Raw genomic sequence first — 22,906 nt, forward strand, 5'->3', positions numbered from 1 at the left:
TCCGTGACGGAGTCGGTGATCATTCGGCTGAATCCTGTGCCCCTATGGAAAACACACCGCGGTTCGTCGTCGTCACCGTCGGCAAACGCCCCGGCTTCCACTCAGCGGTGCGTGACGCGCTCACCGACCTGGTCAGGGACTCCGGCCGCGCACTGTCGGACACCGCGCCCGACGAGCCCCGCACCGGCGCGATACGGACACCCGCCTACACGGACCTGCTGACCAAGGCACGGCGCTTTCTCGCCCTGGCCCTGCCGCACGCGGCGATCCGGCTCGTCAGCGCCGACAGCGCGCCGCAGGCCGCCCGGGCGCTGGAGGACCGGGCGGCCGGGCCCGATGCCGCCCCGCCGCTGATGTTCGTCGACGCGGCGGGGGCCGGCCTCGGGACCGAGCCGCTCGACGCCGACGTCAGCGAGGCCTTCGGCGCCCTGCCGAGCCGGAACGTCGCCGTGTACACCGAGGGCCCGCACCCCGGGGTGCAGATGGCCCGGCCGTACGAGGTGCTGCGCCTGCCAGAGGAGCCCTGGGTGCTCACCGCCGACGTGGTGCGCCGGTTCACCGACCACGTCCAGCACCATCACGGCCGTACGGCCCTGCGGTCCGTCTCCCGCACCGGGCCCCCGGCGCTCGCGGCCGCGCTGCACGGCTTCCTCACCGAGCGGGCCGGCGACCGCTGGGGCCTGCACTACTTCACCGGTTCGGTCGTCTCGGGCCTGATCACCGAACTCGACCGCCTCGCCGCGGCCGGCGGCAACCCCGTGCTGCGCGGCCCCAGCGAGCACAGTCTCGCCTGCGGGGCGCTGGCCCGCTGGCAGCTGGACGCGGCGCCCTTCGTGATCGTGGTGACCAGTGGAATGGTCGACGAGTTCCGGGGCACGCTGGCCAATCTGCGGCAGGCGCGGGCGCGCGGCTTCCTCGTCTGCGCCGATTCCCCGCGGGGCGCCTGGTTTCCGTTGCAGGGCACGGTGCATGCGGCCGAGGACTCCCGCGCGGTGCTCGCGGCACGCCGTATCCCGTACGTGTACCTGGAGGACCCGGCCACCCTGCAACGGGACCTGACGGCCGCCTTCGCCGCGTACGACGAGGAGCGCGGCCCGGTCGTCCTGCTCGCCACGCCCTCGGTCCTCGCCTCCGCCGCGCCCCTCGCCATCGAGGCACCTCGCCGCCCGCGCCCCGTCCTCCAGGTCCGGGACGACCAGCTCGCCCCGGTCGTGGACCTCGTCAACTCCGGCCCCGCGCGGCTGCTGTGGCAGTGCGGTCCGCTCGACGGCGCGGAGTCCGGCCTCGTCCACGACATCGCGGCGCGCGCGGGCATCGCCCTGGCCGACTCGCCGATCCACCCCGGCAGTGTGAGCGGTTACCGCGACGGCCGGAAGGTGACGGAGTACCTGGGTCTGCTCGCCCTGTACGGCTACTCGGCCCGCGTCCACTCCTATCTGCACCGGGGCGGGCGGCTGCGCCCGCGCGCCGACCAGGCCGTGCTCTTCCTCAAGAGCCGTGCCGGCGAGGTGTCCACGCCGTTCTCGCCGCGCGCCCTGGCCCGTGGCCTGCGCATCGCCCAGGTCACCAGCGAGGCGGCGCACCTGGCGCCCTTCACCGACCATCCGGTGCACGCCGAGGCCCTGCCGTTCCTGCGCGCGCTGCGCGAACGCCTCGACGTCGACGAGGAGTTGCGCTCGCGACGGCGGGCCGCCCTGGCCGAGGCCCGGCACAGCCCGGACGACGCCGTGCACGCCCTGCCCGTCCTGCCGATGTCCGCCAACTACTTCTTCCACCGGCTGGGCGGCGTGCTGGAGGAGCTGATCACCACGCGGGGCTACACCTACACCGGTGTGTTCGACGCCGGGCGCGGCGGCATGTCGGCCATGCGCAACCTGCCCCGGACCGGGCCGGGTTTCTCCGGGTGGTACGGGCGGGCCCTGATGGGCGACGCGCTGCAGGCCGTGCCCGCGGTGGCGCTCACCCGGGACGACAACGTCCTCGCCTTCGTCGGTGACGGCGCCTCGGCCCTCGTACCCGACATCGTGCCGACCCTCGTCCAACAGGTGTGCGGGTACGGGCAGCGGCTGCGCCGCAATCTGACCGTCTTCCGGCTCATCGACGGCGGCCTGTCCATGATCCGCTCCTACGACGAGGGCCGCGCGGGCAACGGGCTGCACCGCCAGAACCAGGTGCTGACCCTCCTCGACCCGGAGTGGACCCGGGACTTCGGCCGCGTCACCGTCCGGCACCGGCATGTCCGGGACGTCTCACCCGACCGGCTGCGGGACTGGCTGACGCGGCCGGCCACGGTCAACGTCTGCTCGGTCCCGCTGTCCCACAACAACGAGGGCGACGGCCTGAGTCCGCTGTCCTGTCTGGGCTGGCAGCGCGACGAACTCTCCCCGCTCGCCCTGCCCTCGCCGCGGTCCGCAGCGCCCACCGACCGCTTCTGAGTCCGGCTCCTCTCCCCCGGAGGCACAGCTTGTCCCCCACGGCGAACTCCCCCGTCCCCTTCGGCTTCCTCGCCCATGCCGCGACCACCGGCCACCGCAACCAGGTCCGCGCCCTGGACCTCTTCGGCCGCCTCCTGGACGACCACACCGGCACCGCCCGCGAGCCCGGCGGGCGCCACAGCGTCCGCATGCCGCTGATCACCTCGGTCACCTCGCCGACCGGCGCCCGCTGCACCGGCGAGGTGCGCTCCTTGCCGTACACCGCCGGGCAGTTGATCGGCCGCCCGGCCACCGCCCGCGAACTGGTCGCGGCCGAGGCCGCCCGGCTGCGGGACGCGGGCGCGCGGCTGATCGGTCTCGGCGGTGCCACCTCGATCGTCGGCGACCGAGGGGTGTGGACGGCCGGGCAGGTCGGTACGGCGGTGACCAGCGGCAACTGTCTGACGGCGTACGCCGCCCACCACGAACTGCGCCATGCCGTAAGGCTGTTGGAGCAGCGGCCGGAGGAGACCCGGGTGGCCGTGGTGGGCTATCCCGGCTCGATCGCGCTGGCCGTCGCGAAGCTGCTGCTGGCCGACGGCTTCGAACTGGACCTGGTGTGCCGGCGCGGCAAGCGTGCCCCCGCGGCGCTGCTCGCCCATCTCGCCACCGAGGACCACGGTCGCGTACGCCTCGTCGACCACCTGGACCAGCTCACCCCGCAGACCAGGCTCTTCGTCAGCGCCTCCTCGGTCGGCGGCCTGGTGGAGCCCGACCGGCTGCCGCCGGGTTCGGTGGTGGTCGATGTGGCGCTGCCCCGCGACGTGACCGCGCCGCCGCGGGACGCGGGTGAGGTGCTCGTCGTCGACGGCGGCCTGGTCAGCGGCTCCGCGCGGGTCGTCATCGGCGACGGCGGCCTGCCCGGCCCGACCCGGCAGCTGAACGGCTGTCTCGCCGAGACACTCGTCCTCGCGCTGGAGGGGCGCGCGGAGTCGTTCTCGCTGGGCCGGGAGCTGCCCCTGGAGCGCGTCCGCACGATCGGCGCCCTGGCGGCCCGGCACGGTTTCACTCCCCTCCCGCTCGCCTCCTTCGGCCGTACGGTCCCCGACGAGGAGGTGCTGCGGCTGGCCCGCCACCATCGCCCGGCCCCTCGGGCGGCGTCCGCGTCCGCCGTGACCAGACGCCGGTTCACCGAGCACGTCAACCCGCCCATGGCCCGCCTCTTCGGCGCGCACGGCCTGGACCGGGTGTTCACCGGCGGCCGGGGCTGCACGCTGATCGCCGAGGACGGCAGCGAGCACCTCGACTTCGTCGCCGGGTACGGCTCCCTCAACCTCGGCCACAACCACCCGGTGGTCACCGGGCGGTTGCGCGAGTTCCTCGACCGTGGCTCGCCGAGCTTCGTGCAGTACGTCTCGATGCCGGAGCAGACCGCCGAACTGGCCGAGCGGCTCAGTGCCCTCGCCCCCGGGCGTCCGGAGCGGGTGTACTTCGGCAGCTCCGGCGCCGAGGCGGTGGAGGCCGCGCTGAAGCTGGCCCGCGCCGCGACCGGCCGCAGCCGCCTGGTGCACACCGGCAACGGCTTCCACGGCAAGACCTTCGGTGCCTTGTCCGTGACCGGCCGCGACCGGCTCCGGGCGCCGTTCGGGCCGTTGCTGCCCGACACGGTGGCGGTGCCGTACGGGGATCTGGAGGCGCTGGAGGCCGTGATCGAGAAGGCGGCGGCGTTCGTCGTGGAGCCGGTGCAGGGCGAGGGCGGGGTCGTGCTGCCGCCGCCCGGTTATCTCTCGGCGGCGCGGGAACTGTGCCGACGGGCCGGGGCGGTGTTCGTCCTCGACGAGATCCAGACCGGGCTCGGCCGTACCGGACGGCTCTTCGCCGCCGAGCACGACGGCCTGGAACCGGATGTGATCTGCCTGGCCAAGTCGCTCTCCGGCGGCCTGGTGCCGCTCTCGGCGACCCTGTGCCGGGCCGATGTGTGGGACGCCGCGTACGGCGGCACCGAGCGGGCCCTGCTGCACTCGTCGACGTTCGGCGGCGGCAACTTCGCGGCGACGGCGGGCCTGGCCACCCTGGACGTGCTCGGCGCCGAACGGCTGCCGGAGCACGCGCACGAGGTCGGTGAGCATCTGCGGGCCTCGCTGCGGAAGGCGTGTGCGCCGTACGGCTTCGTCAAGGACATCCGGGGCATCGGTCTGATGACGGCCGTCGAGTTCGACGGCGACTTCTCGGGAGCGGTCGCCTCCCTCGCCGACGAACTGCTCACCCGCCTCCCGGGCGACCTGCGCACGCTCGCCGACTGGCTGCCGGACGACCTGCGGGCGGCGCTGGCCCGCGCGGGCGAGGCCGTGGAGTCGACCCTGGGGGACCTGCTGTGCCTGCGGTTCGTGGCGGCGCTCGCCCGCGACCACCGCATCCTCACCTTCGTCACGGCGAACCGCACCCGCGTCCTGCGCGTCCAGCCGCCGCTGGTGCTCTCCCGTGCCGAGGCCGACCGGTTCGTCGAGGGCGTCGAGGCGGTCTGTCACGGCCTGGCGCTCCACGCGGACCTGGACGCCTGGCGCCCGTCCACGCACTGATCCGACACCTTGGGGAGGACCCTCATGAACAGCACCGCCCACCAGCACCTCGTCGACGTCCTGGCGGACCGCCTGGGCCTGGAGCCCGAGGAGCTCACGCCCGACGCCCGCTTCCGGGAGGACCTGGGCCTGGACTCGCTCGACCTGGTCGAGTTGGTCTCCGCGCTGGAGAACGAACTCGGCGTACCCGTGACCGACGAGGTCGCGCTGTCCCTCACCTCGCTGGGCGAGGTCGTCGCCCAGGTGGACGCGCTGCGCGCCACGGCCTCCCCGGCCGCGGAGCCGGCGGCATGAGCGGCCGCCGTGTGATGGTCACCGGGCTCGGCCCAGTGACCCCGGTGGGCGTCGGCGCCGAGGCGTTCCACGCGGGCCAGTTGGCGGGCCGCAGCGCCGTACGCCCCATCACCAGGTTCGACGCCTCGGACCTGCCGGTGCGGATCGCCGGTGAGGTGGACCTGCCCGAGGAGCTGCGGCCCGCCCGGCGGGAGGCGGCCGTGACCGACCGCGTCACGCACCTCGCGGCGGCAGCGGCCGAACTGGCCCTGCGGGACGCCGGGTTGGACCCGGCCACGGCCGACGGGACCCGGGTGGGCGTGGTGCTCGGCACCGGCTGCGGGGGCACCGAGGCCTACCGCGACGGCGCTGTGGCCCTGACGCGGCGGGGCCCGAACGGGATCGGCGCGCGCTATGTCCCGACGTCGATGCACAACGCCTCCGCCGCCTGGCTCGCCATCCGCCACGGCTTCTCGGGGCCCGTCACCACCACGGTCACCGCCTGTGCCGGCGGGGCGGACGCCCTGGTGGCCGCGCACCAGATGATCGCCTCGGGCGAGGCGGACGTCGTGCTCGCCGGCGGAGCCGAGGCCCCGGTGACCGATCTGATGGTGAGCGGCTTCGCCAGGATGCGGGCGCTGTCCACCCGCAACGACGAACCCGAGCGGGCGAGCCGCCCGTTCGGCGCGGACCGTGCGGGCTTCGTGCTGAGCGAGGGCGCGGCCGTCCTGGTCCTGGAGTCGGCCGAGCACGCCCGGGCGCGGGGCGCGCGCCCGCTGGCCGAGTTGCGCGGCTACGGCCGTACCGGCGACGCCCACCACATCGTGGCGCCCCGCCCGGACGGCTCCGCCGCCGCCCGCGCGGTGACCGTCGCGCTGCGCTCGGCGGGGCTCGCGCCCGAGGAGATCTCCCACGTCAACGCGCACGGCACGGGGACCGTGCGCAACGACGCCGCCGAGGCCGCCGCCCTCCGGGCCGCCCTGGGCCGGCTCGCCCTGCGCGTCCCGGTGACGGCCACCAAGTCCCTGACGGGCCACAGCCTCGGCGCGGCCGGGGCCGTCGAGGCGGTGGCGGCCGTGCAGACGCTGACGCACCAGGTGGTCCCGCCCACCGCCAACCTCGACCGGCCGGACCCGGCGATCGGCCTGGACGTGGTCCGTCATGAGCCCCGGGACACCAGCGTGTCGGCCGTGCTGTCCAACTCCTTCGCCTTCGGCGGCCACAACGTGGCCCTGGTCCTGACCCTGCCCTGACCACCGGGCGTCCGCCCCCGGCTACTGGCCCAGGGGCGTCGGTGGAGTGGTCGCGGTGTCGGGGAGGGGGGTGGTGGGGACCGGAGGGCGTGCGGGGGCGGCCCGTTCCCTCGTCAGGGCGTTGATGACCCTGCGGGCCAGGAGGGGGTCGGCCGGCAGGGTGTGGGCGGCGAACCAGCGGGCGGCCGAGGGGTCGGGGGACGGTTCGGCGAACTCGGCGCCCGCGTAGTCGTCGAGGGGCGGGTCGTAGACGTAGCCCGCGACCATGCCGTGGTTCACCAGACGTTCCAGGAGAGCGTCGCGGTCATGGACCAGCAGCGGCACCCGGAACAGGGACGGCGGGCTGTCGGAGGCGGCCCCCTCGCGCAGTGCCGGGGTGGCCCAGGCGGTGCCCGACAGCAGCGCGACACCGGCCCGGCGCCGGGCGAGGTCGCCGTCGAGCAGGGCCATCCGCCACTCCAGCTGCCCCCGGACGAAGGCCCCGTGGCGGGAGCGGAAGCCGTGCAGGTCGACCCGTACCCAGGGCTCGTACGCGGTGAGGCTCGGCGCCTGGCGGGCGCTGCCGGCGAGGCGGGGGGCGTGCAGGGCCATGCGGAAGTCGTCGCGTTCCAGCAGCCCGAGGCGCTGCATCGTGTGCCAGACCGGACGCACCAGATGGAGGGTGCGCACGGTGGACCGGGCCAGCGGGCGCAGCGTGGTGGCCAGGTCGGCGCGCAGGCGGCGCGGCGTCAGCAGATCGTCGCGCAGCAGCTCCAGCTCCCGGCGGGTGCGCGCGCCGTCGACGGCGAGGAAACCGCCGGCCGTCGCCGCCACGTGCTTGGACAGGCTGAACGCCGCCGCCGTCCCGAAGGTCCCGATCGGCTGCCCGTCCACATGGGTACCGATGGCGTGCGCCGCGTCCTCGATCAGGGGGATCCCCAACTGGTCGCAGCGGCGGCGCAGTTCGACGACGCGGTCGGGGATGCCGTACAGGTTCGTGGTGAGGACGGCGTCCACGTTCCGCCACATGGACTCCGGTACGGCGGCCGGGTCGATGTTGCCGTCCCACGGGGACACGGGCGCTTGGACGGGGCGCAGTCCGGCCGCGAGGACGACGAAGAGGATCACGTCGTCGTTCACCGGGGACATCAGCACCCGTGCGCCCGGCCGGCACCAGCGCCGCAGCGCCAGATAGAGGGCGAGTCGGGCGGAGGGCGTGTAGACGCATTCGCGTCCGATGCGCCGTGTCATCATCGCGGCGAGCCGCGATCCGTACGGCATGGTCACCTCTTCCGTGGAAGGGTACGAAGACGGGTCGCCCGAGGCGGGCGGTGCGCGCTCGCGAGCGCCGGTCGAGGCAGTCGTACGGCCGGTTCGAGGCCGCGCAAGGCCGTGGACACGACGCCGTGCGCGACGCGTGACCGTCGGCGGGAGTGGGCCCCGTTCAGCGGGCGCGGGCTCCCGGTCCTGCCGGGTGGGCCGGGCCGGAGGTGCGCAGCGTGCCGACGGTCTTCAGCAGCCGGTCGGCGGGCTCTCTCAGCCGGGGATGGGCCAGGACCGTGTTTCTCAGGCCGCGCACCGGTCTGCGCCACAGCCGGTGGGCGGTCGCCACCGGGTGCGGGCGGACCGCGAACCCTTCGGCCACGCGCAGTTCACGGGTCTTCAGCCAGTCCTTGTACTCCTTCTCGCCGCGCCCCATGTCCATGAGCGTCACGCCGTCGCGGCCCGCCGCCTCGGCCATCCGCAGATGCATCATCAGTCCCGGCGAGTAGTAGCCGAACTCGGGGTCGTAGGCGGTGAACCAGGCCGCGAACACCGTGCGCGACCGGGGCCCGAAGTGTGCGGCGACCGGGCGGTCACCGGCGTACACCACGGACAGGATGCCGGTGAAGTGCTCCTCGCGGACGTGGAAGAGGTGTTCCACCAGGTCGACGATCCACGGCTTGGAGAACCGGTCCATCCGCCCCGTCCTGCGGTACTGGGCGGACTTCCACCGCATGAGCGTGCGCAGCACGCGAGGGTCGCGCTCGTCGTACACGAACCGCACCTCGCCCAGGTCGCGGCCCAGGCGCCGCTCCTTCTTCAGCGTCGTCCTGGCCAGCCCGGGGTACGTCTGGCGCAGCCACTGCGGGTATTCGCCCTCGCCGGGCTTCAGATCGGCCACGGGAGAGGCGAAGGTCCCCGTGACATACCTGCGGAACGGCTTCTGTTCCTCGACCAGGTGGTCGAACTCGAAGACGGACAGCCCGCAGGCCCGCAGCAGTTCCCGGGTGTCCCAGCCGACCCCTGGCCGGTGCACCAGCGCCTGACAGTCGGACAGGCCCAGGCCGATGGCCCGGCCGACGCCGTACGCGTTGCGCTCGTAGGGGAGGAAGCCGACGGCCTCCCCGTTCTCGTGCAGGACCGCCACCCGCGCCCCGCCGCGGTGTCTGCCGACACCGATCGCGAACTCCGGCGCCAGGAAGGGGTTGGCGTAGTCGGGCGACTCGTCCATCGCCCGGTGCCAGGCCCGGCGCAGCGGCTCGCTCAGTTCCCCGGGTCTGTGAATCGTGATGGCGCTCATGGATCGCATGGCGACCTCTCCCCCCAGAAATCCCCCCAAGGCGCACGCTTTCAGCGCCTCGCCGCATTTTCACCCATCTCGAACTCCGCGACGCGGCTCAAACGTCGCGAAACAGTACGCACGCTGTCAAGGCGGTGGAAGGAACCTTTAGCTGCGCTTGGTCCGGGGTCGCGCTGCGGTCCGGTCAGCGGACGGCGACGACGACATGGCTGTCGCCGTACTGCCAGACGACGCCGACATGCCCGAACCCGGCCTGGCGCAGCAGCCGTTGGTGTGCGGCCAGGGTCAGGTTCGGCGCGCTGTCGGTCGCCCCGGACCGCGGTTGCCGCCGGTCGCGTTCGGCGACGAGGTCGGCGAGCTCGGGGTCCTTCGCGACGGCTGTCCACCAGGAGGCCCAGTCCTCGTGCGCGAAGTCGTCCCGGCGGGCGGCGTGACGGCGCCCGACGCATCCGGCGAGTGCGGCCAGGGCGCTGTCGTCGTGCGGGAAGTGGTCGCCGTTGACGAGGACGCCGCCGGGCCGCAGCAGTGCGGCGAGTTCACGGTAGGTGCGGCGCAGGGTGTCGGCGTCCAGATAGTGCAGGGCCGTCGTCGACACGGCGGCGTCCAGGGGCCGGTCGAGGCCCAGGGTGCGCGCCCAGCCGTCCTCGCCGATCACCGCGTCGACGTAGCGGGCCGCGTCCGCGTGGTGGGTACGGGCCAGCTCCAGCAGCAGCGGGTCCATGTCCACGCCCACGATGTCCGCGTCCGGCAGCCGCCGGGCCAGCCGGGCCGCCAGCGATCCGGGACCGCAGCCGAGGTCCACGATCGACGGCCGGGACCGGCCCGCCAGGGCCTGTTCGACTACATCGGCGATCACCGTGAACCGCTCCTCGCGGTCGACGGCGTACCGCTGTTGCTGGCGTTCCCAGCGCTCCACCCATCGCTCCGCCGTCGCCAGGCTCAGCCCCATCCCGTCGTGCACCTCGCCGTTCCGCACCTGTCCGCACTCTCTGGGCAAGACCCTACAGGTGGAAACGGTTCCCATTACCCCTAATGGCGGTACGTCACCCGAGCGAGGCAAGGACGGCCAGCAGCCGGTCGATCTCCTCCGCGGTGTTGTAGACGTGCAGGCTCACCCGCACCGAGCCGGTCCGCTCCCCCGCGCTGCCCTGGCAGTGCTGGTCGGAGCGGACCATGAAGCCCTCGCTGAAGAGGATGAAGCCCAGGTCGCCGGAGTCGATGGCACGGTGGCGGAAGGTGACGATGCCCTGGCGCCGCTGTACGGAGGAGTCGGCGGCCAGGCTGCTCTGGCAGCCCAGGATCTCGTAGGCGTCGAGGTGACGCAGACCGTCGGTGAGCCGGGCCGCCAGGGCGACCGTCCACCGCTCGATCCGGTCGGTACCGGCAGCGTCCAGCCAGTCCAGGGCGGTGGCGAGGGAGGCGATGCCGACGGTGTTGGGGCTGCCCGACCAGCCGCCCGGTGTGAACCGCGGTCCGCGTGCCTGGCGGGCCCACACCGCTCCCGTGCCGGGCAGTGCCAGGGCCTTGTGCCCGGAGAAGACGACGAAGTCGACGTCCAGGTCGGCCACGGACACCGGCAGATGGCCGACGCTCTGGGCGGCGTCCAGGCAGATGACCGCGTCCGGGCCGACCGCACGGCGGATGCGGTGGATGTTCATGTCGCCGCCGTAGACGTGGTGGACGTGGGTGGCGGCCACGAACCGGGTCCGCGGACCGGCGAGTTCCGCGAGCGCGATGTGGTCGTAGTCGCCGGACGACCGCTGGTACGGCATCGGCCGTACGCGGATGTGGACGCCCTGCCTGGCCAGTTCCCGTTGCGCCTCCAGCCAGGGCGCGATGTTGGCCTCGTGGTCGGCGTCCGGGACGACGATCTCGTCCCCGTCGGCGAGGAGCCGGGGCAGCCAGTCGCGGGCGATGGTGCGCAGCCCCTCGGTGGTGCCGCTCGTGAAGTGCACGGCCGAACGCTCGGGCGCCGGGTCGGCCAGGAACCGCCGGACGCGGTCGCGGGTCTGCTCGACCAGGGCGGTGGTCCGGTTGGCCCAGGTGTAGGTGCCGCGTCCGGCGTTGGCGTTGGTGGTGGTGAGGTAGGTGTGGACGGTGTCCAGCACGGCCTGCGGTTTCTGGGCGGTGGCCGCGCTGTCCAGGTAGGCCAGCTCCGGGTGCGCGGTGATGATCGGGAACTGGGCGCGCAGGGCGCGCTGCCACCGTGTCAACTCCTCGGTGGCTGCGGGCCCTTGGGGTTCGGTCCTGGGTATGGTCATGGGCGGTCAGTCCCGTACGAGGGGCGCGCCCGCGTCGCGCCAGGCGATGATGCCGCCGGTGAGGCTGCGGACGTCCGGGTGTCCCATCCGGGTCAGCAGGGCGGCGTAGCGGGCGGACTTCTCGCCGACCGGGCAGGCCAGCAGGACCGGGCGGTTGCGGCTGAACGGCAGCCCGCCGTGCAGGAGTTCCTCGAAGAGCTCGTCGACGATGTTGACCGAGCCGTCGATGTGCAGGGCGGCGTAGGCGTAGGGGCTGCGCAGGTCGACGACGAGCGGTTCTCCGGTGGCGATCCACGCCTGGGCGTCGGTGACGCCGATGGCCGGTGCCGTGCGGATCGCGGACTCCGGCAGGTCGGCCGGGGAGTTCCTGCGGCGCGGGCTGCCGAAGAGGTCGGGGCGCCGCCGGCGGACGTAGCTGAGGTAGCTCTCGACGCGGTCGCAGACGATGAAGGCCGCCGACTGCCGCTGCGTCAGTTCCCGGTCGGCCTCCCTAAGTTGCCGTACGGCGCCGAAGTAGGCGGCTCCTCCGGTGGGGCCGGCCAGGATGCCGCAGCGGCGGTTGAGGGTCAGCATCCCCTCGATGGCGTCGTCGGCGCTCACCGCCTCGATCGTGTCGTAGGTGCCGGGGTCGAAGAGGCCCACCTCGTGGGCCTCGTCGATGGTGCGGATGCCGGGGATGAAGTCGGACTTGGCCGCGACCAGCCCGACGACCCGTACGGCGGGATCGTGTTCGCGCAGGGCGCGGGCGACGCCGGTGGAGGAGCCGGCGGTGCCCACACAGGCGATGAACCAGTCCGGCGCCCGGCCGTCCAGGTCCTTGACGATCTCCGGTCCGGTGCCGGTGAAGTGGGCCTCGGTGTTGCGCGGGTTGAAGTACTGGTCGGTGTGCAGATGGGTGCCGCCGGGCTCGGAGAGCGTGCGGTGGAAGAGGGTGAGGGGGTCGTCGGTGGCGGTCGGGTCCAGGCACTCGCTCTGTCCGGGCAGCTCCTCGATCTCCGCACCGAGCAACAGCAGCAGGTCCTTGATCTCCGGGATGCGCATCCGGTTGGTGACGCTCTTGAAGGTCAGGCCGTGCATGCCCGCGAGGACGGCCAGTGCCTTGGCGGTGTTGCCGCTGGACAGTTCGACGACCTGGCCGCCCTCCTCGGCCATGGCGGCCAGGTGCGGGCGGGCCATGTTCCAGGCGGCCCGGTCCTTGACCGACCCGAAGGGGTTGAGCAGCTCCAGTTTGGCGTACAGGTCGATGTTGTTGAGGCCGTGCACGGCCCGGTCGATGCGCACCAGCGGTGTGTTGCCGATGGCCTCGGTGATGCTGTCGTACCTCACTGCGCTCCCCCCACGGGTGTGGTCGGCCAGTACTGGTCGTCCAGGCACCAGCGCCAGGCGCCGCCCTCCTGCCAGGCGGCGACCTTGCGGGCGGCGGGCTGGTGCTGGGCACGGGTGGCGTGGAAGTCCATGCAGTAGCCGGCCGTGTTGGCGAAGGCCAACAGGTCGCCCGGTTCCGGGCGGCGGGGCAGGAAGACCGTGCGGCGGGTGATCAGGTCGGACTCCAGGCACAGGCTGCCGAAGAGGTGCACGGCGACCGGTTCGGTCCCAGTGCCGGTCCCGGTGCCGGGACCGGCGCCTGCCGGTTCCCGTGGGACGACGACGGGGTCCATGAGCACCCCGTGCTCCTCCAGCGCCACGTCGTCGGCCTTCGCCGCCAGCCGTACGAGAAGGGGCCCGCCGGCGTCCTGGTCGCGCACCTCCAGCACCCTCGTCAGGGTCAGTCCGCACTGGTCCAGCAGCGCCCGGCCGGGTTCGGTGTGCAGGTCGTACAGGTGCTCCAGGAGCAGGGCGGCCAGCGGCCGGCCGCCCAGGGACACGGCCGGGTGCGAGAGCAGCTCGTCGAGGTAGCGGGCTCCGGCGACCGGGCGGTGGGCGGGGTACAGGCCGAGCCTGCCGCGCAGGGTGCCGCCCTCGTTGCGCAGTCCGTAGCCGTGGCCGCCGTACGTCAGGGGCGGGCGGGTGCCCAGCACGGCTTCGGTGAGTTCGGTCGTGTACCGCTCCCACTGCCCGCCGTCGGCGAGGTAGTCGACGCCGAATCCGCCGCCGACGTCCACGGCCCGGGGCCGGAGCCCCCGGCTCCGGCACTCCTCCAGCACCCGCAGACAGCCCTCCAGCGCCGTGGCCTTCTCGGTGAGGCTCGTCGTGTCCAGGTGGTAGGCCACCCCGACCAGGTCGATCACGTCGGCGTGCCGCTCGACGGTGTCCAGCAGCGGGTCCACCTCCCCCATACCGGTGCCGAATCGGCTACGGCGGCTCAGCACCCGTACGCCGGACGTCTCGAACCCCGACAGCCGGAGCAGGACGCGGGTCCTGGGGAGCGTGTGTTTGCGTACCAGCGTGGCCAGTTGCTCCAGTTCGCCGCGGGTGTCGAGGCTGACGGTGACCGCCGTGCGGGCCGCCAGCCACAGGAACTCCGGGTTCTTCGGGCCGGTGGCCGTGATCCGGTCGGGGGTGAGGCCGGCGCCGAGGGCGTGCTGCAACTCCCCCAGCGAGGCGACGTCCACACCGGCGTCCGTGGCGGCGAGCCGCCGCAGCAGGGCGCTGGACCGGGTGGCCTTGTGGGCGAGGAACACCTGGCCGGCCAGGTGGTGGGTGCCGTACACCGAGCGGAACCGCTGGACGTTGTCGGCGAGTTGGTCGGGGACGACCAGGTTCAGTGGCGACCCGAGGGCGTCGGTGAGCGTGTGCAGCAGTCCCGGAGAGGCCAGCAACGCGCGCAAGCGCGTTTCCAGCCGCGGTTCGAGATACAGGGGCTGCCCGCCCATGTCCGGCCCCTCCCAGCGCCTCGGGCCCGGCCGTCCGGGCACTGACCACCACTCCCCGCGGTTTGCCGTATAGCTCCTTTCCCTTCCTTCCAGTGGTTTACGCCCTGTAGCTGCCCCCGTGGGCGGTTACGTCTGCAGGCGGCCGGAACCCACCAGTCCCGAAAGCCCCCACCGGTCCCGGAGCGGCCGTCGCGCGCCCTTCTGCTCAACTCGCTTCTCTCGTAACGTCATTGCCGCACTGAAGTGACCATGACGATGGAAGAGGGCTTCATGGGCAGAGGTCTGCTCTCGCTGGTTCTCACCGCGGTCACCGGCGCCGCGTTGCTCGCGGCACCCGCGGCCGCCGCGCCGGCCCCGCCGGTCGGGGCCGCCGCGCCGCCGGGCCCGTCCGATGTGTACCGGCCGGTCCGTGGGCCGGCCGCCCCCGCGGAGTACCGCTATCTCCAGAAGACCCTGCCGGGCGAGTCCCTTCCGCGCCACGCCCATGACCTCGCCGCCGCGCAGGCCCGCGAACTGCCCACCGTCGGCGGGCGCTGGAATGCCGTCGGGCCCACCAACATCGGCGGGCGGATCGTGTCCCTCGCGCTCGACCCGAAGCGTGCCGACACCCTGTACGCGGCGGCCGCGAGCGGCGGGCTGTGGCGCAGCACCGACGCCGGGGCGACGTTCCACTCGGTGTGGCCCGGCAGCTGGACCCAGGCCATGGGCGCGGTGGCCACCGCTCCGGACGGCACCCTGTACGTGGGCACCGGTGAGCCCAACCCGGGCGGCGGGAGCATCACCTACGAGGGGACGGGGCTGTACCGGAGCCGGGACGGCGGCCGCACCTGGAAGCCGATCGGTCTGCGCGACTCCGGCGCGATCAGCGCGATCACCGTCGACCCGGCCGACCCTCGCCGCATCTATGTCGCCGCGGCCGGCTCGCTGTACAACGGCGGCGGCGACCGGGGCGTCTACCGCTCGGAGGACGGCGGCGCCACCTGGGAGCGGATCCTCGCGGGCGCCAACGAGTTCACCGGCGCCACCGAGATCGTCGTCGACGGCGACCGGCTCTACGCCGTGCTGTGGGACCACCGCAGGACACCCGAACTGCGGACGTACGGCGGTGTCGGCTCGGGCGTCTTCCGCAGCACGGACGACGGCGCGACCTGGCAGCGGCTCGGCGGCGGGCTGCCCCCGGCGGGCCCGGACGTGGGCCGCATCGGCCTCGCGGTCGCGGGTGAGAAGCTCTACGCGATCGTCAACAAGGCCAGCGGTCCCTTCGAGGGCTTCTACGCCTCGGCCGACGGCGGCGGCACCTGGAGCCGCACGCCGGCCGACGACACCCTCACCAACTCGCAGTCCAGCTTCGGCTGGTGGTTCGGCAAGGTGTGGATCGACCCCCGGGACAGCGAGCACGTCCATGTGGCGGGTGTGCCCCTGATGACCACCAAGGACGGCGGCGGCACCTGGACGGCCGACGACACCAGCATGCACGTCGACCAGCACGCCATGGTGTGGGACCCGCGTCGCCCCGGCCGGGTCTACCTGGGCAACGACGGCGGCGTCTACCGCTCCGACGCGAACGGCGACGGCGGCTGGGTGAAGTCCCGCCACCAGCCCTACACCCAGCTCTACAGCGCGGCGATCAGCCCGCAGGACGTCACCCGGATCTCGGGCGGCGCCCAGGACAACGGCTCGCTGCGCTCCTGGGGCGGGGAGAGGTTCAACGAGTACCTCGGCGGCGACGGCGAGGAGAACCTGATCAACCCGGCCGACGTGAACAACGTCTTCGCCTGCTACCAGTACGGCAACTGCTTCAGCTCCACCGACGGCGGCGACACGCTCACCTACTTCGCGGACCGGACGACCTACCAGCGCCGCAACTGGTTCACGCCGGTGGTCTTCGACCCGCGCGACCCGAAGGTCCTCTACTACGGCGCGGAGGTGCTGAACCGCTCCACGGACGGCGGCGCGACCTGGCAGCCGATCAGCCCCGACCTGAGCGGCGGCCCGGGCCCCGACCCGATTTACACCAACTACGGCACGATCACCTCCATCGCCCCGGCGGGCGACGGACGCACCGTGTACGTCGGCACGGACGACGGCCGTGTCTGGGTCACCCGGGATCTCGGGGCGACCTGGACGAAGCTGGCCGATGGGCTGCCATGGGTCACCCGGGTGGTGGTCGACCCCAAGGACCCGCAGCGGGTGTGGACCACGCACTCCGGTTACCGCTCGGGCTCCGCGCTGCCCCATGTGTACGGCAGCACCGACGGCGGCCGGCACTGGCGGAACCTGTCGGGCAACCTCCCGGCGGCGCCGGTCAACGACCTCGTCGTCGCCCGCGGCGGCATCCTCTACATCGGCACCGACCAGGGCGTCTTCACCAGCGTCACGGGCGGCGGCCACTGGCTGCGGCTCGGCCGCGGAATGCCGCAGGTGCCGGTCGACGACATCGAGTACGACGCCGGTCACCACCGCCTGGTGGCCGCCACCTTCGGCAGGGGGTTCTACGAACTGACCACTTACTGACCACGCCTCTCGCATGGCCGCCCGATCGGTGACCGTGTCCCGGTGCCCCCGGCCGGGTGTGCGCTCTCAGCTGCCCGGCTGGCTGATGTTCACCATCCAGGTGATGCCGAAGCGGTCCGTACACATGCCGAAGACATCGCCCCACATCTGCTTCTCCAGCGGCACGGTCACCGAGGCCCCCTCGGACAACTTCTCCCAGTAGCCACGCAGTTCGGCGTCGTCGTCGCCGCTCAGGCTCACGGCGATGTTGTTGCCGGGCCTGTGGTCGTCCGTCGGGGTGTCGGCGCCCATCAGGGTGAAGCCGCTGGGGGTCTCCAGCATGCCGTGCATGATCTTGTCGGCCATGGGGGTGTCCTGCTGGCCGAACTCGGCGTAGGTGTTGAGCACCAGCGTGCCGCCGAAGACCTCCTTGTAGAACTCCATCGCCTGCCGGGCGTCACCGGCGAACGTGATGTAGGGGTTGAGACGCGAGGCCATGAATCCTCCCGAAGCGGATGCCAGAAGCCGACTTCAAGGAAGGTAGCGCGGGCCACTGACAACGGCCCGCGCACACGACCACATGGCCCACCGGCCCGGCTACAGGGTGCGCTCCAGGCGGTCCGCGACGAGCTTCACGAACCGCGCCGGGTCCTTCGGCTGGCCGCCCTCGGCGAGCACCGCCAGGGTGTGGAGCAGTTCGGCGGACTCGGCGAGACCCGAGCGGTCCGCGCTCTCCTTGTACGCCTGGTTCAGGCCCTTGACCAGCAGGTGGTCGGGGTTCAGCTCCAGGATCCGCTTGGCGCGCGGCACCTCCTGGCCCATGGCCCGGTACATGTTCTCCAGGGCCGGGGTCAGGTCGTGCGCGTCGGAGACGACGCAGGCCGGGGAGACGGTGAGCCGCGTCGACAGGCGCACCTCCTTGATGTCCTCGTCCAGCTGCTCCCGCATCCAGCCGAGCAGGCCGGCGTACTCCTCGGTCTGCTTCTCCCGCTCCCCGTCGGCCTTCTCCTCCCCCTTGGCGTCGAGGTCGATCTCGCCCTTGGCGACGGACCGCAGCTTCTTGCCCTCGTACTCGCCCACGGCGTCGACCCACACCTCGTCGACGGGGTCGGTGAGCAGCAGGACCTCGATGCCCTTGTCCCGGAACGCCTCCATGTGCGGGGAGTTCTCGATGCTCTGCCGGGACTCGCCGGTGATGTAGTAGATGTCCTCCTGGCCGTCCTTCATCCGCTCCACGTACTGCTTCAGCGTGGTCGGCTCGTCTTCGGAGTGCGTGGTCGCGAACGACGCGACGGCGAGGATGGCGTCACGGTTCTCGGAGTCGGTGAGCAGGCCCTCCTTCAGGACGGTGCCGAACTCGCGCCAGAACGTGGCGTAGCGGTCGGCGTCCTTGGTCATGATCTCCTTGACCGTGGACAGGACCTTCTTCGTCAGCCGGCGCTGCATCATCCGGATGTGCCGGTCCTGCTGCAGGATCTCGCGGGAGACGTTGAGCGAGAGGTCCGCCGCGTCGACCACGCCCTTGACGAAGCGGAGGTACGGCGGCAGCAGCGCCTCGCAGTCGTCCATGATGAAGACGCGCTTCACATACAGCTGGACACCGCGCTTGAAGTCCCGGGTGAACAGGTCGTGGGGGGCGTGGGCGGGGACGAAGAGCAGGGCCTGGTACTCGAAGGTGCCCTCCGCCTGGAGCCGGATGGTCTCCAGCGGGTCGCGCCAGTCGTGGCTGATGTGCTTGTACAGCTCGTGGTACTCGTCGTCGGACACCTCCTCGCGCGAGCGCGCCCACAGGGCCTTCATGGAGTTCAGCGTCTCGGCCTCGGGAGCAAAGTCCCCCTCGCCGGTCTCGGGGACCATCCGGATCGGCCAGGTGATGAAGTCCGAGTAGCGCTTGACGATCTCCCTGATCTTCCAGGGCGAGGTGTAGTCGTGGAGCTGGTTCTCGGGGTCGGCGGGCTTGAGGTGGAGCGTGACCGACGTGCCCTGCGGTGCGTCGTCGACGGTCTCCAGCGTGTACGTGGCCTCGCCGCGCGAGGTCCAGCGGGTCCCCTTGCTCTCGCCGGCGCGCCTGGTCACCAGCGTCACCTCGTCGGCCACCATGAAGCCGGAGTAGAAGCCGACGCCGAACTGGCCGATCAGCCCCTCGGCCCCGGCGGCGTCCTTGGCCTCCCGCAGCTCCTTCAGGAACGAGGCCGTTCCCGAGTTGGCGATGGTGCCGATGAGCTGTCCGACCTCGTCGTACGACATCCCGATGCCGTTGTCCCGCACCGTGAGGGTGCGGGCGTCCTTGTCGATGTCGAGCTCGATGTGCAGGTCGGACACATCGGCGTCGAGCGTGTCGTCCCGCAGCTTCTCCAGACGCAGCTTGTCGAGCGCGTCGGAGGCGTTGGAGACGAGCTCGCGCAGGAAGACATCCTTGTTCGAGTAGACCGAGTGGATCATCAGCTGGAGCAGCTGACGGGCCTCTACCTGGAACTCAAACGTCTCGGTCGGCATGGTTCGCGACTACCTCACAGGTTCAGTCATCGGAACTGGACGCAGTCACTGTAAGACACCAGGTCAGCGCGGAGTGCCGCGGTGCGGGAATCGCCCGCACCGATCCCGGCCCGCGGCACCGCCGACGGCTCAGACGAGGTGGGCGAAGACGACGAGGTTCGCGGTGTAGTCCCTGACCTGGCGGTCGTAGTCGCCCGCGCAGGTGATGAGCCGGACCTGGGCCCCCGGGGTGTCGCCGTAGACGCGCTCGCTGGGGAAGTGGTCCTTGTCGAAGGTCTCCACGCTGTCGACCTCGAAGGACGCTCTGCGTCCGTCCGCTCTCAGCACATGGAAGCGGTCGCCCTTCTCCAGCTCGCTCAGGCCCGCGAACACCGCGGGGGACGTGGCCGTGTCCACATGCCCGGCGATGATCGACGTGCCCGTTTCACCGGGGGAGGCCCCCTTGGCGTACCAGCCGACGAGGTTGATGTCGTGGGCCGGCGGGGGTTCGAGCTGGCCCGTGCGGCCGATCGCGAGGTCGACGAAGGGGGCGTTGACCGAGATCTTGGGGATGAGCAGGCGGATCGGCCGGGACCGCGGCAGATGTCTGCCCACGGGGCGCGGGGTGGGCGAGGGCGACCGGCCCGCTGCGGGAGTGGTCGACTCGACGGCCGGTGGCGCATGGGGGGTGTGACGGGCTTCGGACGCCTCCTGCCGGCCTCCGTTCAGGGTCGTCATCACCACCACGGCGGCGATCGCGCTCCAGAACATCGCCACGGCCGCGCGCCTGGTCCGCCGTGACTGCGGGTCGCCGGTATCGGAAGGGGCCGGTTCGGCATCGGGGGGACAGGGACGGCCGGCGGCCATCGGGCACCACCTCACTGGGCACGGCAGCGGACAGGGCGGGCGGGAGGAGGACGAGCGGGGCCGCCGCGACGCGCTGCGCACGTGCGGCGGCACCAGCGGCTTTGACGTCGGGCAGGGTCAGGCCACGGTTCCGGAGACCTTCTTGCGGCGCATCGCGTAGATGCCGGTGCCGGCGACCGCCAGCACGGCCAGCCCGCCGGCGGTGACACCCGGCGCGTCGAGGCCGCCGCCGCCGGTGTGCATCCCGCCGCGCGGCTTGCCGTGGCCGGAACCCCACGAGTCCTTGTCGTGGTCACCGCCCCAGGAGTCGTCGTGGTCGCCCTTCCACGAGTCCTTGCCGTGGTCGTCCTTCCACGAGTCCTTGCCGTGGTCGTCCTTCCAGGGGTCCTTGTCGTGGCCGCCGCCCCAGGAGTCCTCGCCCTTGCCCCGGTAGGTGTCCGGGTCGTGCTTCGGGTCCTTGGCGCCGCCCCACTCGTCGTCGTTGCTCACGGCGGCCAGTGCTCCGCCACCCGTGCGCATTCCGCCACGCGGCTCCTCGTGCTTGCCGTGCTTGTCGTGCTTGCTCTCCTCCTCGTGCTTGCCCTCCTTGTCGTGCTTCGGGTCCTTGGCGCCGCCCCACTCGTCGTCGTTGCTCACGGCGGCCAGTGCTCCGCCACCCGTGCGCATTCCGCCACGCGGCTCGTCGTGCTTGCCGTGCTTGCCGTGCTTGTCGTGCTTGCTCTCCTCCTCGTGCTTGCCCTCCTTGTCGTGCTTCGGGTCCTTGGCGCCGCCCCACTCGTCGTCGTCGCTCACGGCGGCCAGTGCTCCGCCACCCGTGTGCATTCCGCCGCGCGGCCCGTCGTGCTTGCCGTGCTTGTCGTGCTCCTTGCTGTAGGAATGGTCGTCGTGGTCCCAGTCACCCGTCGTAACGGCGTGGGCTGCGGGCGCGATCGCCAGTGCGGCCGTGGCCGTCGCGGTGGCGATCAGCATGCGAACAGAGCGCATAGTGATTCCTTCCATCACGGCCTGGGCGGCTGACGCTTCATCACCACTGGGACCAGGCCTTGACGTGAACCACCGTCAGCCATTTGTCCCGTTCGCACCATTCAGGGCGTTCACACGGGTTACGTCCACACCCCTACGGCCCTGTCATCACTCCCCTGGCGGATGGACTGCCACCTGAAAAGGTTTGCGCCATCCACAAGTGGTGAGACGCGTGGGATGTCGCAGCCCATCGTCACCACCGGGGAAGCAGTCGACACGGCGCCCGCCACCGGCACGACGTCGCCGCCCGCGCCCGCCAGGCAACGGGACGCGTTCTTCGACAACGCCAAGTACCTGGCGATCGTGCTGGTGGCGGCCGGTCACGCGTGGGAGCCGCTGCGGGACGGCAGCCGCACCGTCAGCGCGCTGTACATGGTGGTGTACGCCTTCCACATGCCGGCGTTCATCGTCGTCTCCGGCTACTTCTCCCGGGGCTTCGACGCCCGCCCGGACCGGCTCAGGCGGCTGGTGACCCAGCTCGTCGTCCCGTACGTCGTCTTCGAGACCGCGTACACCCTTTTCACCAGGTGGACCGACCAGGAGCCGGACCGCCCGATCAGCCTGCTGGACCCCCTGTATCTGACGTGGTTCCTGACGGCGCTGTTCGTCTGGCGGCTGACCACCCCGCTGTGGCGGTGGGTGCGCCTCCCGCTGCCGCTCGCGCTCGCCCTGGCGGCGCTGGCCACGCTCTCGCCGTCCATCGGCGACGACCTCGATCTGCAGCGCACCCTGCAGTTCCTGCCGTACTTCGTGCTGGGCCTGTCCCTGAGACCGGAGCACTTCCGGCTGGTCCGGCGTCGCGCGGTGCGGATCGCGGCCGTACCCGTGTTCGGGTGCGCGTTCGTGGTGGCGTACTGGGCGGTGCCGCGGATGACCGGCGCCTGGTTCTACCACCGCGACAGCGCCGAGGAGCTGGGCGCGCCCGCCTGGTACGGGGTGGTGATGACGCCGGTCCTGTTCGTCTGCTCGCTGCTGCTGGTGGCCTGCTTCCTCGCCTGGGTGCCGGGGCGGCGCATGTGGTGCACCGTGCTCGGCGCGGGCACGCTGTACGGCTATCTGCTGCACGGCTTCGTCGCCCAGAGCGCCGGGTTCTGGGGCTGGTACGACCCCGTCTGGATCCACCGGCCGCTCGGCGCGGTCGTCGTCACCGTCGTCGCCGCCGTGGTCGTGACCCTGCTGTGCACCCCGCCCGTCCGGCGCGCCCTGCGCTTCGCGGTGGAGCCGGACCTGCGGTGGCTGTTCCGGCGGGAGGCGGCGGAACCGGCCCGCGATCGGGCGGCCGTACGCGGGTGACCTTCCCGTCAGGGCTCGCGCACCAGCCCGGCGATGTGCGCGGTGACGGTGTCGAGGACGCCGTCGCAGGCCGCTTCGTCGCCGAGCACGAGGTAGTTGAGGGTCAGGCCGTCGGTCATGGCGGCCAGATAGCGGGCCAGTACCGGGACGGGTACGCGCAGCCGGAGGTCCATGGCCCGTTGCAGCCGGCCGATGAGGTCGGCGTACGTCTCGGCGTACAGCTCGTACTGGCGTCGGGCCAGATGTTCGAATCCGGGCTGGCGCAGGGCGTACTGCGTCAGCTCGTAGGTGAGCATGTGCTCGTCGGGGTGGGCGCGGACATGGTCCCAGTACGCCTGGAACCCGGCCCGGACGGTCTCCTCCAGCGTCGCCCGGGGCCGTAGGGCCTCCTTCACCACCGTCACATAGTGCTCGGTGATGGTGGTGATGACGGACTCGATCAGCTCCTGCTTGGAGTCGAAGCAGTAGTGGAAGACGCTCAGCGAAACGCCCGCCTCGGCGGCGATGGACCGGGTCGTCGTCCTGGGGACGCCGTCCCGGGTCATCGCCCTGATCGCCGCCTCGGTGAGCTGTCGCCGCCGCTCGGCGGACGGCAACCGTGCCATGGAACCCCTCTCGTG

General features: G+C 72.2%; 17 protein-coding genes. 6 read left to right on the forward strand and 11 right to left on the reverse strand.

Translation table 11 applies throughout. From position 1 onward, the window contains the following. Positions 1–44 precede the first annotated feature (44 nt). Genes AQI70_RS22395 through AQI70_RS22410 form a run of 4 tightly spaced genes read left to right on the forward strand, consistent with a single transcriptional unit; the run spans position 45 to position 6,519 of the window. Positions 45–2,435 carry a hypothetical protein gene (locus AQI70_RS22395; protein WP_062152832.1) on the forward strand — a complete coding sequence of 797 codons (2,391 nt, stop codon included), beginning with the start codon at positions 45–47 and terminating at the stop codon, positions 2,433–2,435. Between the two features lie 29 nt (positions 2,436–2,464). Then, on the forward strand, positions 2,465–4,993 hold the full coding sequence (pigE, locus tag AQI70_RS22400) for a prodigiosin MAP biosynthesis aminotransferase PigE (RefSeq protein ID WP_062152835.1): 2,529 nt from the start codon (positions 2,465–2,467) through the stop codon (positions 4,991–4,993). A 24-nt stretch (positions 4,994–5,017) separates the two neighbouring features. Beyond that, positions 5,018–5,287 carry an acyl carrier protein gene (locus AQI70_RS22405; protein WP_062152837.1) on the forward strand — a complete coding sequence of 90 codons (270 nt, stop codon included), beginning with the start codon at positions 5,018–5,020 and terminating at the stop codon, positions 5,285–5,287. Further along, on the forward strand, positions 5,284–6,519 hold the full coding sequence (locus tag AQI70_RS22410) for a beta-ketoacyl-[acyl-carrier-protein] synthase family protein (RefSeq protein ID WP_062152838.1): 1,236 nt from the start codon (positions 5,284–5,286) through the stop codon (positions 6,517–6,519). The genes AQI70_RS22405 and AQI70_RS22410 overlap by 4 nt, the downstream gene beginning before the upstream one ends. Positions 6,520–6,540: 21 nt before the next feature. On the opposite strand, the gene AQI70_RS22415 is transcribed toward AQI70_RS22410, so the two are convergent. The 6 genes from AQI70_RS22415 to AQI70_RS22440 all read right to left on the reverse strand — a co-directional run bounded on the left by AQI70_RS22415 (position 6,541) and on the right by AQI70_RS22440 (position 14,135). Next, positions 6,541–7,779 (reverse strand): DegT/DnrJ/EryC1/StrS family aminotransferase, encoded by a 1,239-nt coding sequence (locus AQI70_RS22415; protein WP_062152840.1) that lies wholly within the window; start codon positions 7,777–7,779, stop codon positions 6,541–6,543. 163 nt (positions 7,780–7,942) lie between these two features. Then, the gene (locus AQI70_RS22420; protein WP_062152842.1) at positions 7,943–9,070 is read right to left on the reverse strand and encodes a GNAT family N-acetyltransferase; all 1,128 of its coding nucleotides are present in this window, start codon (positions 9,068–9,070) and stop codon (positions 7,943–7,945) included. Between the two features lie 175 nt (positions 9,071–9,245). After that, positions 9,246–10,010 carry a class I SAM-dependent methyltransferase gene (locus tag AQI70_RS22425; RefSeq protein WP_062153114.1) on the reverse strand — a complete coding sequence of 255 codons (765 nt, stop codon included), beginning with the start codon at positions 10,008–10,010 and terminating at the stop codon, positions 9,246–9,248. A gap of 94 nt (positions 10,011–10,104) precedes the next feature. Further along, entirely contained in the window at positions 10,105–11,322 is a 1,218-nt protein-coding gene (locus tag AQI70_RS22430; RefSeq protein WP_062152844.1) for an aminotransferase class V-fold PLP-dependent enzyme, read from the reverse strand. Positions 11,323–11,328: 6 nt separating this feature from the next. Beyond that, a complete protein-coding gene (locus AQI70_RS22435) occupies positions 11,329–12,648 on the reverse strand; it encodes a pyridoxal-phosphate dependent enzyme (RefSeq protein WP_062152846.1) in 1,320 nt (439 codons plus the stop codon). Then, positions 12,645–14,135, reverse strand: coding sequence for a type III PLP-dependent enzyme domain-containing protein (locus AQI70_RS22440; protein ID WP_062152848.1), 1,491 nt, complete (start codon positions 14,133–14,135; stop codon positions 12,645–12,647). Before AQI70_RS22440 ends, AQI70_RS22435 begins: the two co-directional genes overlap by 4 nt. Positions 14,136–14,384: 249 nt before the next feature. Between AQI70_RS22440 and AQI70_RS22445 the strand changes: the two genes are divergently transcribed. Further along, entirely contained in the window at positions 14,385–16,649 is a 2,265-nt protein-coding gene (locus tag AQI70_RS22445) for a WD40/YVTN/BNR-like repeat-containing protein (RefSeq protein WP_244181791.1), read from the forward strand. A gap of 66 nt (positions 16,650–16,715) precedes the next feature. On the opposite strand, the gene AQI70_RS22450 is transcribed toward AQI70_RS22445, so the two are convergent. From AQI70_RS22450 to AQI70_RS22465, 4 genes are all read right to left on the reverse strand, one after another. Next, positions 16,716–17,126, reverse strand: coding sequence for a VOC family protein (locus AQI70_RS22450; RefSeq protein ID WP_062152850.1), 411 nt, complete (start codon positions 17,124–17,126; stop codon positions 16,716–16,718). 99 nt (positions 17,127–17,225) lie between these two features. After that, positions 17,226–19,124, reverse strand: a complete 1,899-nt coding sequence (gene htpG, locus AQI70_RS22455; protein ID WP_062152852.1) for a molecular chaperone HtpG — start codon at positions 19,122–19,124, stop codon at positions 17,226–17,228. 129 nt (positions 19,125–19,253) lie between these two features. Further along, positions 19,254–19,880, reverse strand: a complete 627-nt coding sequence (locus tag AQI70_RS22460) for a class F sortase (RefSeq protein WP_107117056.1) — start codon at positions 19,878–19,880, stop codon at positions 19,254–19,256. Between the two features lie 207 nt (positions 19,881–20,087). Continuing rightward, positions 20,088–20,954 carry a hypothetical protein gene (locus AQI70_RS22465; protein ID WP_062152854.1) on the reverse strand — a complete coding sequence of 289 codons (867 nt, stop codon included), beginning with the start codon at positions 20,952–20,954 and terminating at the stop codon, positions 20,088–20,090. Between the two features lie 216 nt (positions 20,955–21,170). Between AQI70_RS22465 and AQI70_RS22470 the strand changes: the two genes are divergently transcribed. Further along, on the forward strand, positions 21,171–22,286 hold the full coding sequence (locus tag AQI70_RS22470) for an acyltransferase family protein (RefSeq protein ID WP_062152856.1): 1,116 nt from the start codon (positions 21,171–21,173) through the stop codon (positions 22,284–22,286). Positions 22,287–22,294: 8 nt separating this feature from the next. Here the strand turns inward: AQI70_RS22470 and AQI70_RS22475 are convergent, their stop codons facing one another. Continuing rightward, on the reverse strand, positions 22,295–22,891 hold the full coding sequence (locus AQI70_RS22475) for a TetR/AcrR family transcriptional regulator (RefSeq protein ID WP_062152859.1): 597 nt from the start codon (positions 22,889–22,891) through the stop codon (positions 22,295–22,297). Between the last annotated feature and the right edge of the window lie 15 nt (positions 22,892–22,906).

Source organism: Streptomyces curacoi, assembly GCF_001513975.1.
Lineage (GTDB): Bacteria > Actinomycetota > Actinomycetes > Streptomycetales > Streptomycetaceae > Streptomyces > Streptomyces curacoi.